Origin of the sequence: Edaphocola aurantiacus, from assembly GCF_019797745.1 — a bacterium.
GTDB lineage: Bacteria > Bacteroidota > Bacteroidia > Chitinophagales > Chitinophagaceae > Edaphocola > Edaphocola aurantiacus.
Window position 1 is genome coordinate 330,721 of sequence record NZ_VOSI01000004.1, and the last position, 15,913, is coordinate 346,633.

Annotated in this window: 11 protein-coding genes and 2 tRNA genes; 6 read left to right on the forward strand and 7 right to left on the reverse strand. The window is 43.6% G+C overall.

All coding sequences use genetic code 11. The annotated features are described in order from the left end of the window. Nucleotides 1-228: 228 nt before the first annotated feature. The 3 genes from FTD44_RS13435 to FTD44_RS13445 all read left to right on the forward strand — a co-directional run bounded on the left by FTD44_RS13435 (nucleotide 229) and on the right by FTD44_RS13445 (nucleotide 4,070). Complete coding sequence (locus FTD44_RS13435; RefSeq protein WP_222166923.1) at nucleotides 229-819, forward strand: RNA polymerase sigma factor; 591 nt, start codon at nucleotides 229-231, stop codon at nucleotides 817-819. 3 nt (nucleotides 820-822) lie between these two features. Further along, on the forward strand, nucleotides 823-2,643 hold the full coding sequence (locus tag FTD44_RS13440; RefSeq protein WP_222166924.1) for a PorT family protein: 1,821 nt from the start codon (nucleotides 823-825) through the stop codon (nucleotides 2,641-2,643). A 101-nt stretch (nucleotides 2,644-2,744) separates the two neighbouring features. Next, a complete protein-coding gene (locus tag FTD44_RS13445) occupies nucleotides 2,745-4,070 on the forward strand; it encodes a T9SS type A sorting domain-containing protein (RefSeq protein WP_222166925.1) in 1,326 nt (441 codons plus the stop codon). A gap of 152 nt (nucleotides 4,071-4,222) precedes the next feature. On the opposite strand, the gene FTD44_RS13450 is transcribed toward FTD44_RS13445, so the two are convergent. The 6 genes from FTD44_RS13450 to FTD44_RS13475 all read right to left on the reverse strand — a co-directional run bounded on the left by FTD44_RS13450 (nucleotide 4,223) and on the right by FTD44_RS13475 (nucleotide 11,360). Then, complete coding sequence (locus FTD44_RS13450) at nucleotides 4,223-5,629, reverse strand: KAP family P-loop NTPase fold protein (protein WP_222166926.1); 1,407 nt, start codon at nucleotides 5,627-5,629, stop codon at nucleotides 4,223-4,225. A 348-nt stretch (nucleotides 5,630-5,977) separates the two neighbouring features. Beyond that, on the reverse strand, nucleotides 5,978-8,116 hold the full coding sequence (locus FTD44_RS13455; RefSeq protein WP_222166927.1) for an OstA-like protein: 2,139 nt from the start codon (nucleotides 8,114-8,116) through the stop codon (nucleotides 5,978-5,980). After that, nucleotides 8,109-9,266, reverse strand: coding sequence for a cystathionine gamma-synthase (locus FTD44_RS13460; protein WP_222166928.1), 1,158 nt, complete (start codon nucleotides 9,264-9,266; stop codon nucleotides 8,109-8,111). The genes FTD44_RS13455 and FTD44_RS13460 overlap by 8 nt, the downstream gene beginning before the upstream one ends. Nucleotides 9,267-9,420: 154 nt before the next feature. Beyond that, on the reverse strand, nucleotides 9,421-9,930 hold the full coding sequence (locus FTD44_RS13465; RefSeq protein WP_222166929.1) for a hypothetical protein: 510 nt from the start codon (nucleotides 9,928-9,930) through the stop codon (nucleotides 9,421-9,423). A gap of 20 nt (nucleotides 9,931-9,950) precedes the next feature. Then, complete coding sequence (locus tag FTD44_RS13470; RefSeq protein WP_129019697.1) at nucleotides 9,951-10,535, reverse strand: MarC family protein; 585 nt, start codon at nucleotides 10,533-10,535, stop codon at nucleotides 9,951-9,953. A gap of 18 nt (nucleotides 10,536-10,553) precedes the next feature. Continuing rightward, nucleotides 10,554-11,360 carry an NHL repeat-containing protein gene (locus FTD44_RS13475; RefSeq protein ID WP_222166930.1) on the reverse strand — a complete coding sequence of 269 codons (807 nt, stop codon included), beginning with the start codon at nucleotides 11,358-11,360 and terminating at the stop codon, nucleotides 10,554-10,556. A gap of 103 nt (nucleotides 11,361-11,463) precedes the next feature. Here FTD44_RS13475 and FTD44_RS13480 point away from each other — a divergent pair, with 103 nt between their 5' ends. The 3 genes from FTD44_RS13480 (at nucleotide 11,464) to FTD44_RS13490 (ending at nucleotide 12,371) form a co-directional block, all read left to right on the forward strand. Then, complete coding sequence (locus tag FTD44_RS13480; protein WP_222166931.1) at nucleotides 11,464-12,135, forward strand: toxin-antitoxin system YwqK family antitoxin; 672 nt, start codon at nucleotides 11,464-11,466, stop codon at nucleotides 12,133-12,135. Nucleotides 12,136-12,197: 62 nt separating this feature from the next. Continuing rightward, nucleotides 12,198-12,272 (forward strand) — tRNA-Glu (locus FTD44_RS13485). 27 nt (nucleotides 12,273-12,299) lie between these two features. After that, a tRNA-Glu gene (locus tag FTD44_RS13490) sits at nucleotides 12,300-12,371 on the forward strand. Nucleotides 12,372-12,544: 173 nt separating this feature from the next. Here FTD44_RS13490 and FTD44_RS13495 read toward each other — a convergent pair. Beyond that, nucleotides 12,545-15,640, reverse strand: a complete 3,096-nt coding sequence (locus FTD44_RS13495; protein WP_222166932.1) for a T9SS type A sorting domain-containing protein — start codon at nucleotides 15,638-15,640, stop codon at nucleotides 12,545-12,547. Between the last annotated feature and the right edge of the window lie 273 nt (nucleotides 15,641-15,913).

A 15,913-nucleotide genomic window follows, 5' to 3' on the forward strand; every position in this document is an offset into this window, starting at 1 on the left:
CCCTGGTGCCGCTCTTCTTTTTATAGGTATAACCGGATTTTGTGTATGGAGCATTTACGTATAGATTCAGGCTTTTCAGGCTTTAATCTGATACCGCATTAACACGGATATCACTACCGTGTGATACTATTTTATAAATAGTAAAATAAATCCTAACGTTTGATTATTTTGGAACGTCATTGCTAAGGAGTACCCTTTGCATGTGTACACCAGATCCCAAAAGGCATTTTGAAACTCGACGAAAAACAACCCGCAATCATACAAATGGACAACAGCGTTTCAGGTATTGAAGCGCCGTTGGCTATGCTTATTGAGCAATGTATTGCGAAAGATAAACGTGCGCAAAAGAAGTTGTATGATCACTATGCCCCCGAATTGTATGCAACCATCCGCAGGTATGTGTATGATGTAACCCATGCGGGAGAAATTCTGAATGAAGCCTTCTTTAAGATTCTGACCCATATCGGGCAATATACCTGTACAGGTTCCTTTGAAGGCTGGATGTACCGGATTGCGGTCAATGCCACAATGGATTTTTTACGCAAAAAGATAAAGCAGGACCAGATTGTACGAACAGAGCTGACAGAGCAGGAGATTCCTATCCCCGAAACGAGTATTGGTAAACTGGCTTATAATGAACTGATCGCCCTCATTCATAGTTTACCCGATGTCCAGAGAAGTGTATTTAACTTATTTGTATTTGACGATTTCTCTCATAAAGAAATAGGACAGCTGCTGGGTATAACTGAAAACAACAGCAGGTGGCATTTAAGCGATGCCCGACGCAGATTAAAAGAAAAGATTGACGCTTTAATGTGAGCAATGGATAAGAATAAAAAAAATATTGATCAATTTTTCCTGGAGCAGCTGGCGGGTGCCCGTGAACAGCCCCCGGCATCGGTATGGGAGCGTCTGGAGGAAAAATTGAAAGAGCATCCTCCTGAACGCCGGGCTTCCGGCAAAGGATTTATTGCATCGATCGCACTACTGATCGTTGCAGTAGGGGGCATTGCCTATTTGTGGAGTGGTGGCTCTTTACCGGGACAACATCAGGCCGGACCGGCATTGGTAGCGAGCAAGGGGAGCAGTATCTCTGGGCTATATGATGCAGCTGAACATCATACAGCAGTGCCTGAAGCGGTTATTTTGGACACAGCGCCAGAGGCCGGAAAAGCAGCACAACAGCACATTGAACATCAGGAGGAAGTGGCCCGCATTGCCGCTAATACAGGAGCCTCTGCTGTGGAGCAGCATAATAAGGCTAAGCGTACAGTATCATCAGTTCCGGAAATACCTTCGGATCGTAGGAGCACAGCGAAGGCTGTAAACAGTCATATTACCCCTGTTCCTGCTCACCATAGTAGTACTATCGGGGACAGATCATTAAAAGGAAGTGTAGCCGTGAAGGCAGGTAAGCGTATACCATTTACGGGGAACCCCGTACAACCGGAACGGGCATTCAATACGCCTGTTGAGCCTATGGTTACAGGTGAAAAAATAGCGAATGACCGAAGTACTGCTGAAGTACCGGAACTCAATAAAGATAGGATTACATCAGACCATACCGCGCAGGATCATGCACCGGAGATACCGGATATTATAGACCAATCGTCGGAGGCTATCGTGTTTCATAAAGTTGCGTTTAAAGGCTCGTCAGACACCTCCAATGCAGCGCAAGGAAAATACATTCCGGAGCAAAATGCTGCAGCAAACTATACAATAGAAAGCATAGAACCTGCCGTAGCAACCGTAGTAAAAGCATCCGGAGAAAAGGAAACGCGCGGTAAAGTGGCCCGCCTGTCGGAAAAGAAAATGCAGCAACAGGTGGCAGTTAAACTACCACCTGCGCAAAAAATGACCGTTGCGGAAGAGCAGAAAATCAGAAAATCCCTGAACCTCTTTCTGGGTATTAAAGCCGGGTATGAAACCGGTTTCAGTAGTTTTACATCAGGTAAATATGTAGGTTCTGTATTCGGAGAAGTACAACTTTCAGACCGGTGGAGCTTTTTATTGCAGCCCGGCATCAAAGTGGCGCAGTTGAATCGTACGCTGATACAGGCCGGTAACTATTTCCAGGCCGGAGCAACTACTTCCAGGATGTTCAATGTCCGGGGAGATGATAGTGCCGGGTATACATATGATTATGCATACCGGCAAACGTATGATTCAATAATCGCTTCTGTAGAAATGAAAAAGAACTTTACGGAACTGGAATTACCGCTTTTCCTCCGCTATAAAATAAACCAGCAGTTTTCGGTTATGGCAGGGGTGAATTTTACTTTTGGCAAGCTTGTACTGTGGAATAATAAACTACAGACAATATCGGGCCTTACGATTACCGATACTGTGCTGAATACTGCAGACTCTGTGGCACCCGCCGCATCTGCAAAATTTGCTCATCCCGGCAGTACATCATTCGCTGAGTACAAGCCATTGACATTACCCGCCAATACAAGCCCCATGCGCTTTGGTTATAGTCTTGGTCTTAGTTATACGCTCCGCGAGCAATTAATGATCGATCTGCTGATGCAGCAAAACCTTTCCGGTTATAGTAGTCTCACAGAACCAGGTATACGACAAATATTTTCCCAGGCCTATTTTAGATTGTCTGTAGGGTACAAACTGTTCGGTACCCGCAAATAATAATGATCAGCATACTAACGAACTATTTTGACCAATCGTCATTATAATGACGACAACTAATTTTTAAATCCCCCTTTATTCTGTAACCTTAAATGATCATTATGAAAAGCACATTTTTATCTATTGTTATCCTGGCGGCCGGATGGCTGCTATCGGGTCCTGCAAATGCACAGCAGCCTTCCTGTAATCCTGACTTTACTTATGCGCAAACGGGTTCCAACACGTTAACGTACACATTTACCAATACGACTGTGGCCAGCAGCACCTCGTATCAGTCTTATGCACTGCTGATGCTGACAAACAATTCCTATCTGACGTACATGAATTCCATCGGGGGTAATGGCAGTACCGCACAATATACCTTTAACGCTCCGGGTGTGTATAAGGTGATCCTTTCCATGTCAGATTCTTCCGTTTTGGGCTCTTGTAATGCAAACGATACGCAAACCGTTGTGGTTACAGGTCCTCCTGCTCCCAATGCCAATCTCTATGGTAACATCTTGGCACCATATGATAGCTTTGCAAACCCTAATTATGTTTACCCTAACCTGTCCTTTAAAGTATGGCTCATTCAGCACGATGCAAACACCAATATGCTGACTGCTGTTGACTCCCAGATCGTAAGTGCCACCAATGCCATTTATGTAGCGTACAACTTTGCAGGTAAGCCTAATGGCGATTATCTCGTAAAGGCTCAGGACTTACTGAATATTAATAATGGCGGCTTGTATATGGTACCTACCTATCATACTAACTCTATATACTGGTACAGTGCTGCTACCATTAATCATACGAATGCCATGCCTGTTTATGCCCAAAACATATTGATGCTTAGCGGTGCGCAGACTACCGGTCCTGGCTTTATCGGGGGTAATGTGACCCAGGGGGCCAATCGACCTGGTGCAGGGCAAACCCTGGCTGTGGGAGATCCTGTAAGCAACATGGATATTTACCTGAAAGATGAGGCAACGGATAAAGTAGTGGCACATACCACTACAGATGCACAAGGCCATTACTCTTTTGCAAACCTGCCTGCAGGATCATATACAATCTTCCCTGATGCCCTTAATTTTGAAACCATTGCAGACGAGCATATAGCCGTAAATGGTTCCGGTAGTGCCATCGGCAACAGAAACTTCACCCAGACGGCAACAAAAGTGAAACCAACCAGTCCTACTGCACTGACAAACGTTACAGTAGCATTAGCAGGCGTGTATCCTAATCCGGTTACCGATAAACTGAATATCAGCTGGAAAACACAGGTAAACAATGCAACCGTAAAAATGTACAATATCATTGGTGAGGAAGTATACAGCGCGGCAAAACCTGTAACAGGAATAGATATGCATCATTTAGCTAAAGGAGTATATGTACTCAAAATCACTGCTGGTGATGCAGTACAAACTTTGCGTATCAGTAAGCAATAGGTATATCTTAATTATATATGAGTAGAAAAGGAGACGCCGAAAGGGTCTCCTTTATTGTTTTTTGCTTAAGCGGGTTACATTGGCGATGATATGCTCGTCATATCGAATGTAATATTAAACCTAGAATGTATGCCATCTATGCAATACTTTGATTAAACAATTCCTTGAATCAAATTTATTCTATTGAGAAGGTATTTCAACTGTGTCCCTGAATATGCATAATGACGTCTTATATCATCTAAACAAGATGTTAGTGTGGAATTATATGAATATTGCTCTATCTTAGACGTAATTTCAACCCTTTCAAATCTTTCTCCATCATCAATGAAAATTTTTTCTCTGGTCTCATATTCCTTATTATTATTGTAAAATTGAAGTAAAAGCGCTTGAATATATACAAGATTTAAGCCTGAAATTCCACCTTTATAATCAACCATTACATCGGAAAAAGCATCACTTAACTCTTGAAGTGTGAACAATTGGTCTTCTATTCTTTTAAATAAATCATTATTCAAGGTTTTAATAAAGATGAGAAAAAGAAGCAAACCAGAAAAGGTATAAGCCTTCTCATTGAATGATTTTAAAATCAATCTTGTCTGTCCCAGTATTTTTTCTTGTTGCCTTAATGTTGCCTTACTGCTTGTAAATAGAAAGTCGGCCATTTTCTGAAATTGCAGACTTTCATATTCCAAATCCCTAATTGTTTTACGCTCAGTAGATGCAAAGAATTCATCGAAGGAATAGTATTCATATAAATACTTTACATACTCACTGCATGATGGTTTAGGAATATTATATTCTAAATCAATAAACCTTCTTAAATACTCATCTGTGTTGATTTGCTCACTGCCATAAAAACCTCTTACCGAAGCAGCTAAATGAGTTTTGTCAATTGATAATACAAATGTGATTCCTGGTACAGAGAAGAAATGTTTCATCTGTTCTAATACCTCTACTGCATAGTGAGGCCTACATCTATCTAATTCATCTATAAAAAATACTATGGGACGAGGATTACCTGTTTTATCGATGAAATTTTCCAATTGCGTCCTGAAGTCTATAATAGATTCTTTTTTTTGAGTATATTCCTTAATCTCCTCCTCAAAAATTTCAGTTGCTCCTTTTGTTGTATTTTCAAGGGCATCCAACATTTCATCTGTATCCATATATCTTTTTAAAAATGCTTTTAATGCTGCCGGTAAAACATTTTTAGCCAATATGGCGCCCTTTTCCAGAACGTTCTTAAAAATAGCCTTATTATCTTTATTAGTTAGCTTATTCAATTCAGACATAATTGCAACCAGAGGATTGCTGTCAAAATCGTTTTCCCATGCATTAAAGTATAAAGTATCAAACTCTTCATTGATAAGGGACTGCTGCCACATCTTTACAAAGGTAGTTTTGCCCGCGCCCCATTCATTGTTAACGGCTAATACAAATCCATCAGAATAGACCTTTACTATATCTGTCAATACTATTGCATATTGTTCCCGTTTAAGTTTACAGTTTTGGAAAGGATTATCTTTCGGAATATCCGGAGTTTGATGCTTGATTTTCATGATATTTCGTGATTTGTGTATTTTCTAAAGTAGCACGCATTTCTATGAAGATATAAATTTCTCACTTTACAATTTTTACAAGTTAATCAAATCTTTCTGGTCTTAGTGTTCCGTAGGGCCACTAAGACTATTTAGTTTATCCCGATTGTATCGGGATGTATATTACTCCTGCCCCCTGCAATCGTGGCAGGAATGGTGCAGGCTTGAGTGCCCCGTCGAAATTATACAGGATCAATTGAACTGCGATCTTCCCGTAATTGCTGCGTTTTATCCGAAATGATTGAGACTGTCGTATGTCTGTCGTTTGCATAAACATAAGAGGAGCCCAATGGGCTCCTTTTTCTATGATTATTTTCTCTTTGTTTTCTTTTTGGGTTTATTCACTTGCTCTGGTTTGGGTTTGGTATCTGTAGCATCCGGTTCTTTGTCGGCCTTTTTGCCCAGTATCTGTTCCCTTTGGAATGGAGTAGCATGTTCCAGTAACTCTTCCAGTGATTTCGGTCTTTCGGCTTCCCGCCATTTGAACCTGCTCAGGCGCAGACTTTGCGGATCCACCTGCATCATTGGGGTCATCGTTTGTTTGAAATCGGTCAGGTAATAGATCATTTTCACCTTACGCTCTTTAAACTGTATCCGCAACCTGTTGCTTGATGCCCTGGAAGCTCCTATATAAGCCTCTTCATCATCTTTAGGGAAATAAATCGTTTCTGCATTAGGGTAGGCTACAGCAGAGTCCAGTTCGTTGTTTACAAAAAAAGCATGAATCCGGTTACCCTGGATCTGGTCATACATACCCGCTTTTTCCGGACCATTCTGCTGGATCACAATCGCATTTTTGGGCACATAGACTTCTTGTATCTTGCTGCTGTCCAGCAGGGCATAAATCGTATCGCCCAGTATCTGGCTCTTGCGACCCCATACCACTGGATTTTTGTAGAGGATCATTAATGAATCAGACTGTGCATAGCGTAAGCTGTCACATTTGGCCTGAGCCGAATCGGCATATACTTTCACATGACGGTAGGCAATAAAATACCTCGGCTTATCGCCCTCTTTACCATCTCCGTTTTCAAAAACCTTTTGTGAAGCATTTTCTCCGATACGCTGCTTAGGTCTTTCCGGCCGTTCAGATGAGGTTTTCAGACTATCTGCTGCAGCGACCACCGTATCGGTATCTACCAGTAAAGAGTCATCAGCAGCCACATTCATCTGTGGCAATTCCAATGCAGGCTCTTCCGGTATGTTCAGGCTGTCTGTTACAGGTTGTACCAGCAGACTGCCTTTCCCTTTCAAGTGAGCAGTGCTGTCCTTTCCTGTTAAGGATACAATACTATCCTTACCGGAAGGGTGGAATAGTAATTTAGTACTGTCCACTTCCACACCTTGCTGCAGGGCATTGATCAGTTTGTCCAGCTGCAGTTTTGCCGTGTCTATAGGCCCGGCATCAGGTCTTTGCAGGTTGGCAATCGGTTCGCTGAACACCGTATCTGCAATGATAAATATACTGTCCGCACCATCTTTCCGTTTCATGATCGGATGGTCCGTCGCCGTCATTTTCTCTGTAAGTTCATTATACATGGCAAAGCCGCTGTATAAGGTTGTTTTCATGGAAGTATCGATCGCAACAACATTCCCGGTGGCTACAGCCCAGCCAGAGATACGGTTATACTTCAGGTCATCGGCCTCAATAAACTGTGCATTATGGATGATGTTGGAGCGCCCTTTGAACTTCGCTATTTTATGCTCTGCATCATAGGTCCCGGCTTTGGCAACCAGGTAAGTATTGTCATTCTGTACAATGGATGGAGCAAAGAATTTTACCACACGGGTATCGGTATTATAGCCGATGTCCTCAGAGGTAACCGTATACTCCGGATCATTCACCACAACATCCCCTTTAAAGCGTGCATCTTTTGTTTTCAGGTTATACTCGCCCGATTTGCTGGAGAGCAGGGTAGCTTCATTCTGTAAAGTACCGTTATGGTAGTATTTGCCCACTTTAGTGGCCAGGTTATAATCTACCTCATCAGACCATAAACTATTGCCTTTGCTGTCATTCAATACCACATCACCCTTCATATACACGATCTTGGTACCACCGGTATATTTCAGGTAATCGGCGAATGCCTGTGTGCCATCGGCCTGTTCTATCGATACATTACCGAACGCTTCTGCCACCTTTTGGTTCTGGTACAGGACTGCACTGTCACAATACAGGATATCACTGCCGTTACGCAGTTTTACATCGCCCACTATGCGGGTGATCTGTTCTGTGCCTTGCTTTACAATATCAGTATAGGTCGAATTCAGGATCTCGATAAAGGCTGTATTGCTATTCTTGGTCGTATCAGCGGCCGGTACCTGTTGCTGCGCAAAGGCATTGCTTGTAAGCAGCAGCAGACAGCATAAGGCCACGGTCTGCAGCCTCTTTATCTGAAAACAGAAGGTACCGGTCATGTGCCGGTACCATAAATTATGTTTATCCAATAGCCTGGTTTAAGTCATTGATAATATCTTCCACATCTTCAATACCCGTGCTCAGGCGGATCAGTCCGTCGGAAAGACCATTCTTGATGCGCTCTTCACGAGGAATAGAAGCATGTGTCATCGTAGCCGGATGGTTGATCAGTGATTCTACACCACCAAGGCTTTCTGCCAGGGCGATCAGTTTTGTCGAGGTCAGCATACGTTTTACGTTTTCAGCGCTGTCATCTTTCAGTTCGAAACTGATCATGCCGCCGAAATTGCGCATTTGTTTTTTTGCAACCTCATGTCCCGGATGGTCTTCAAATCCGGCCCAGTACACCTTAGCTACCTTAGGATGGTTGCGCAGGAAGTGTGCTACTTTCGCGCCGTTCTCACAGTGGCGATCCATGCGTACGTGCAGGGTTTTGATCCCTCTCAACACCAGGAAACAGTCCTGCGGTCCCGGTACGGCACCCGCACTCTTCTGGATAAAGAACAGATCATCTCTCAGTTGCTTATCATTCACGATCAGCGCACCCAGGATTACATCACTGTGACCACCCAGGTATTTGGTTGCAGAGTGCATCACGATATCAGCACCCAGATCCAGAGGATTCTGCAGGTAAGGAGAGGCAAAAGTATTGTCTACACATAATAAAACATTAGCCGCTTTGGATATCGCTGCTATCGCCGCAATGTCGGTAATGTTCATCAGTGGATTGGTCGGAGTTTCGGTCCAGATCAGTTTGGTATTGCTGTTGATGGCTTTGCGGATATTCTCCGGGTCCTTCATATCTACATAATGAAAGCGGATGCCGAATTTGACAAACAGCTTTTCAAATAAACGATAGGTACCACCGTACATATCGTTTGCCGCAATTACTTCATCACCGGGATTGAGCAGGCGTATAACCGCATCTGTTGCCGCAACACCGCTACCGAATGCCAGGCCGTACTGTCCGTGTTCGATACCGGCCAGTGCATTTTCCAGCGCCTGACGGGTCGGATTACCTGCACGTGAATAGTCAAATCCTTTATGCTCATCAGGAGCATCCTGTACATAAGTTGAGGTCTGGAAGATCGGGGTCATAATAGCTCCGGTGCTCGGGTCCGGTTCTACGCCGGCATGGATCAGGTTAGTACCGATACCATAAGAAGTATGATTGCTCATATAATTTCAGATAAGTATTTTAATCAGATGAATAAACGTAAAAACTCCGTATTTCCTGATACAGGAATGCGAAAGCAGCCCAAAATTAGGCCAAATGATTATGATGGAAAAATAAGAGGGGCTAAAATTATGTTGTGTTCTTCATACAAGTGCCTTATCTGCGTTGCAGGTATAGCCTTTTGAGGTGCCGGCGATATACCAGGCATACAAGCAGGACACAGGCCATCAGGGTAATATGGTTAATATCAGACACCAGGCAATGACCATTGTATATAGATCCGGAAAATTCTTTCCAGTGCCAGGGAAAGTAAGGGCTGTGTGTAGGCATACCGATATGTGTACGCTTGTTGATGATCTGCGGAGCCAGGTCGATCAGGTCGGGTAGTACGCTGCCGAGGAAGGCCGAAAAGATGATGAAGCGATAGCGGCCGCTGGCGAACAAAAGATTGAGTAAAATAATGATCAGACCCAGACTCGCGTCCAGTGCTGCCGGTACGGGGTAGCAGTGAGGTATATAATCCAGGATACCATGTGTGATGATGCCCAGTGAGAGACATAACAGACCGAAGCCGGCCTGTTGTACAGGTCGGGGGTTACGGGGTATATGCTGGGCACATAGAGCAATAATTCCTATAGCAGCGCCGGTATGGAAGAGGATATTCATACGGTAGCCAGGTATTTTGTTTATAAATGCATGTTTTCTCTGAATATCTTCACGGCAATAGCAATCAGGATTACCCCAAAGAATTTACGGATCACCAGGATACCCGCAGGTCCCAGCAGTTTTTCCATAGCATTGAGTGAACGGATAATGACAAAAATAATCACCAGGTTCACCAGGATGCCGATCAGGACATTATACTGGTGATATGCAGATTTCAGAGAAAGAATAGTGGTTAAGGTGCCCGATCCTGCAATCAGGGGAAAGGCAATAGGGACAATACTACCGGTCTTGGCCGAGCCGCCGTCCGGTTTGAAGAATTCTATACCCAGGATCATCTCCAGACCCAGGATAAAGATAATGATCGAACCCGCTATCGCGAAAGAAGAGACATCCAGTCCCATAAACTTCAGGATATCATTGCCCGCCAGGAAGAAAAGAATCATTAATGCACCGGAGACAACCGTTGCCGTCAATGCACTGATATCGCCCATCTTTTTCTTAATACCGATCAGTACCGGTATAGATCCGAGTATATCGATCACGGCAAATAGCGTAATCGATATGGTGACAATTTCATTGATATTAATCTGGCCGAATTCGTTCATAGCGCAAAAATGATGATTTTAATTGTGTATTGTCCTGAATATTTGAAGTTTGTGGGTAAATAAGTAGTAAATCCGCTCTTTTTCGATCCGGGCCATGATAAATTCCGGATCATCGGGTAGGGGAAGGGTCTGCTCCTTCATGATATTCAGATCATAACTAATCCATTTTTGTTGGGTGCTGTATACCAATGTATGATCGAATACCTGTAATTGTTTCACATGGAACAAATCCATATTTGTAAGTATGGTAGCATACTGGTCAAAGACAAAAATACCCTTTGCAGTGTCTACGGTATAGATCTTACGGTCACGGTCCAGTATCTGTACCGGAAAGAGTACATCTCCGGTGGCAGAGCGCAGGTCATCGCTTTGCTGCATTACATTCAGCTGCTCGTCAATTTTTTGCAGCTTCGCCAGTTGCACATCATATACCCATATATTGCCATCCCTGGCCATGCCGGCAGCGGTGGGCTGAAAAAGGTTCAGTTTCTTCAGGTCCATCTCATTCTTAGGGCTGAGCATACGGTCCAGGAAGGTTATTTTACCATATTCGGGATAGAAAAGCAGGAGTTTGAGGGGGTTACTGGCATCAACAGTGGCCAGATCACCATTCTGTATGCTGCGGTAATTGCCCAGGCTGTCTCCGTTGAGGCTATATTTTACAAGGCTGTTGTCTTTGAAGATGATGTATACATTACCCAGTTCATCGGTAGTCATACTCTTTGCGGCACTGTTCAGCGGCTTTTGGTACAAAAGCTCCTGGGCAGATGAGATGCCGGAAACGAACAGCAGTAAAAAGCAAATGCAGAAAAGGTACATGCGCATAGAGAAAGGCCGTAAAAATAAGGTTTCACAATAGCTTATACACAGCATAACCTAAAATTACGTTATTTTGGCATAAGAATAAAGTGAATTTACAAATTAGAGCATGAAAAAAGCGCAACAAATATTACTGGGTACAGTACTGATGATGATTGGTTTGAACGCACTGCCACTGTCCCTGAATGCACAACAGACCAAAGAGACGAAGACGACTAGTGAAGATAACCTGAACAAGAAAGATAAACTGGGTAAGAAGCAAGGCATGTGGTTTTTTAATATGCCGGAACAGTTTGGTGATCCCTCCTATATGGAGTTCGGTACTTATAAAGATGATCTGAAGAGCGGACTGTGGTATAAACTCAGCCAGGAGCGTCAGCTGATCTCTATTGAAACATTTAAACAAGGCGTGCTGGATGGACAGGCACAGTATTTTGACGAAGGCAGGTTGTACTGCATCGGACATTACAGAGGTATATATTCCAAGTATGCATACGATACTTTTATGGTGACCAACCCGGTTACCCTGAATGATACGATGGTGATCATTTCATCCGACAGGGGATATACCAAGCATGGATTATGGCGTTATTACAATCCTGTAACCGGTCATCTGGTAAAAGAAGAAGAGTACCAGGTCGATTTGTTATTAAGAGAAGAAGAGTTTACAGAACCCGCTCCCAGAGCCACTCCTGAGCGACCTAAACTACCGCATGAAGGCGGTAAACACAAGGGTTGGGATGCCGGAAAAGCAAGCTCAAAAAAATCTTTGATAAAATAATTTGGTAAATCAAAAAAAGGGTTCTACCTTTGCAATCCCAAAACGATTAAACAACAACAATTGCCGCGTTGGTCAAGGGGTTAAGACGCCTCCCTTTCACGGAGGAATCACGGGTTCGATTCCCGTACGTGGTACCAGAGTTTTTTAAATTGTTAATCGTTTTTGCCGCGTTGGTCAAGGGGTTAAGACGCCTCCCTTTCACGGAGGAATCACGGGTTCGATTCCCGTACGTGGTACATCACGCAAAAGAAATTTATTTCTTTTGCGTTTTTTTATGTCCTTACTTTTTCGACCAGTAATGCACTGATATTCTTGTCGTCGATTGATCCGGAAACTAAACTAATATAAAAGATAACTGCCCTGGGGTTTTTTCCCCGGGGCAGTTATCTTTTACAGGTACTGATTTTCTTTATTTTCTATAGAGTACCTTTTGAGTATAGCTGAAGCCTGTTTTGTTTTTTAGGATCAGCATATATATACCCTCCGGTAGTGTTGCTGAGACATTAAGCGCAGTAAGTGTTGTGCCGCGCTTCATATCCAGGGAGCCGCTTTGCTTTACTGTACCCTGAATGTTTACTATACTCCAGTCAAGCTGCTCGTCGATATTTGTATTATACTGGATTTGTAGCTGTTCACTAAACACAGTAGGGTAAATGAGCACATTGCGCTCTTTTGTTTCTTTCCTGTTCAACCTGATAATTTCAGAATATACATCAACTGCATCTTTGCCGGCAATCTTTAATCGATAGTAGAGAGAAGCGCTATTGCGTTTACTATCGGTATAGCTATAACCAGTCAGGTCAGTGGCTTTGAGGCTTGCTATTTTTGTAAAGTTCCTGGCATCGTTACTGTATTCCAGTTCAAAGTGCCGCACATCATCAACATCAGAAAGCTCCCATTGCAATACTGCATTGCCCATTGTATTCAGATAGCCATTAAAGCTGCGCAGGTGTATCGGGAGCGGTGCTCCGCATGCTGTCGGATCAACAACGAATATATTGGACAATACTGCACAGGTTCCGTAATTGATCTGAACACTGTATGTATCAACCCCAGAGGCCTGCACCGTATTGATGGTATATGCAGCATTCGTAGCCCCGGAGATAGACTGATGATTTTTCTGCCAGCTGTATGTGGCGAGATTACTTTGTGGAACAGACATTGTAAATGACTGACCCGGACAAGGGGCAACGCTGCTTGAATAGTTTAGAGGAACAGGTGCATTGCTGAAGGAAGTTGAGTACAATGTTCCGTTTCCGCAGGTATCCACGGCGCGCACTCTATATACATTGTTTACCAGAAGCCCGTTAAATATAGGACTTGCCTGAGGCCCGGCTACCGATGACCATGCTCCTCCCGTACCCTGTATGTCAAGTGAGTACTGGTAGCCACCACCACCGCCAGTAGCCAATGCTGCTACCGTTGCAGTGCCATTGGTGCATGAAGAGGTGAAGGTAGATTGCTGTAAAGACAAAGGCTGACCTGCAGTATGCTCATACGTTTTGGATACGACACAAGTCGGAGTCGGATAGCCATTGGGCTGTATCGGTAACAGTTTAATGATATATGATCCATTAGGTCTGTTAGGAAAGGCGGCAGTACCATTTCCCATGAACAATGTTGTTTGAGAAGTATCGCTGATCCCTGTTGCTACATTAGTGACAATAACCTTTATTTCTGAAAGTATGCTTGAAGCGCTTTTAGATACAGGCACTTTGAAACCTGTATTTGTAGGATTGCAGGAGTATATCGGAGTAATTGTACCAATACTGTTTACCAAAGCGTTTAGCGTAGGAGAAATCGTATCAACATTTTGATGGCAATAGTCTGTAGCACTGATGATGTAGCTTCCCGGCGCTGTATTGTAACTAGAGACGATTATACCGCTGTTCAGTTGCCAGTAATAAAAAGAATCAGGGAGCTGTGCCGTTGCCGGTTGATTAATTACCCTAAATAATGTACTGTCTATTTGATATGGAGTTCCTGAAATAGATAAGCTTAGAGCGCTATTGCCGCTGCAGGGCGGAAGGGTAGAGCTGGAGAAACTAAGAGTCATATTACCTGCTTGCGGGGTGAAGCTTAGTGTATTCGTATCACAATCTCTGGCCACTTTTACTTGCTGGGTTGCACCGATATTGAAATCTCCTATGCTATAGCTGCCGGAGCTTTGCAGCGCAGACCACGTAACACCATTATTCAAGGAATAGCGGGTGTTCACAACAGAATTATTAATACTGTAATTCACTGTTGTACAAGAGCTCTGATTGTTAAGTACTGCTGAAGAAGTGAAGGGCTGGTTGGCTGGAGGGGTAAAAGTTGTGGTCGCCGTATCACAATCGCTGGCTACCATTACGGTATGGGTAGTATTGGTGCTGAACGTACCGATACTATAACTGCCCGCTGTTTGTACTGAAGACCAGGTGGCACCGTTATTTAAAGAGTAACGTGTATTATGATAGTTGCTTGCACCGGCGCTGGCGCCTACATTTACGGAATAGTTTCGCTGACTGCAGTTTCCTCCGTTGGAAATAGCCTGCACTGATAAGTTGGGTGTGCTTCCTATATTATTACTGGACTGATATACATTACCGCACTGAGTTTTAAATCCGCAGGTGATGTTTGCAGGATAAGAAATTCCGCTGTAGAACCTGGAGAATGATATAGAATTTGTTGGCGTGTTTTGAGTGAATTGCTGACCAGGGGCTGGTGTAAGCGTATCTGTTACGCCGTTAATCGTTATCCAGAACCGCTCAATGCTGCCAATCTGAACATTGGACGAGGCTGGACTTTTGAACGCTGAAAAGCTAATCTGTAAGGAGTCGCAATAGAATTGAAAAGGGTTTATCGTTACGGAACCGCTTTCTGTACTTACTGTAACTGTAGACTGAGCTGTAGAGTATGCTTCGCAGGTATCATATACCCTGATATAATAAGTACCTGCTCCGAGGTTTGAAAAGGTATTGCTTACCTGTTTTGGTGCTACATATGTGGTAGGTTCCGGAGCGTTTAAACTGGGTACTAAAGCATACCGGTATGCGGCATTTGTGTTGCCTCCGATCGCATTTATCGTTAAACTTCCTGTAGGGGATAGGCAATTGCCATCAGTTGTCTGGATGGACTGGATAAATAATGGTGTAGTATTTCCACTAACGATAATATTTGGTTCTGTAAATTCACCGGAAATGGAGGACGTGCAAATTTTACGGACCTCAACCTTATATTTTGCAACGGCCACCTGTGTAAATATACTATCACTCTGCCAGGGTTTTACCACCGAGGTATTGCCTGCCGAGTCATAGCGCAGCTGATACTGATATGTATCGCCAGAGGTGCCTCCCTGGATATTACTTACCGTTACTTTCCCCTCGCCAAGGCATAGTGCAGGGCTGGTGTTTACCGTAATCCCCGTCGGGGTGGTACATTGTGCCTGTGCTGTAGCCTGTGCCATAAAAAGCGACAGCAGCAAGGCAAATGCCTTAAAATAAATGTGTTTGTGTTTTGTCATATCTGTTATTGTTTGATGATTATTCAATAAGGTTGCGTTACAGGTATTCGAAGAGCCGGAGTGTAGCAATAGATACAGTTTGCTCTTCTTTATATGCAAAGGAACGAACGGCCAGTGGCCGCCCGTCTAGCTATTATTGGGAAGATTTGATAAGGATTATAACAAGAAATAGGTATAAACCAGTGAGCAGGTCGCGTGTGAGGATAACGGTATCGTCCGGGTCCTGCACCAGATGAGGAAACTGTATTAGCCTATGCAGTAATGGTAATTACT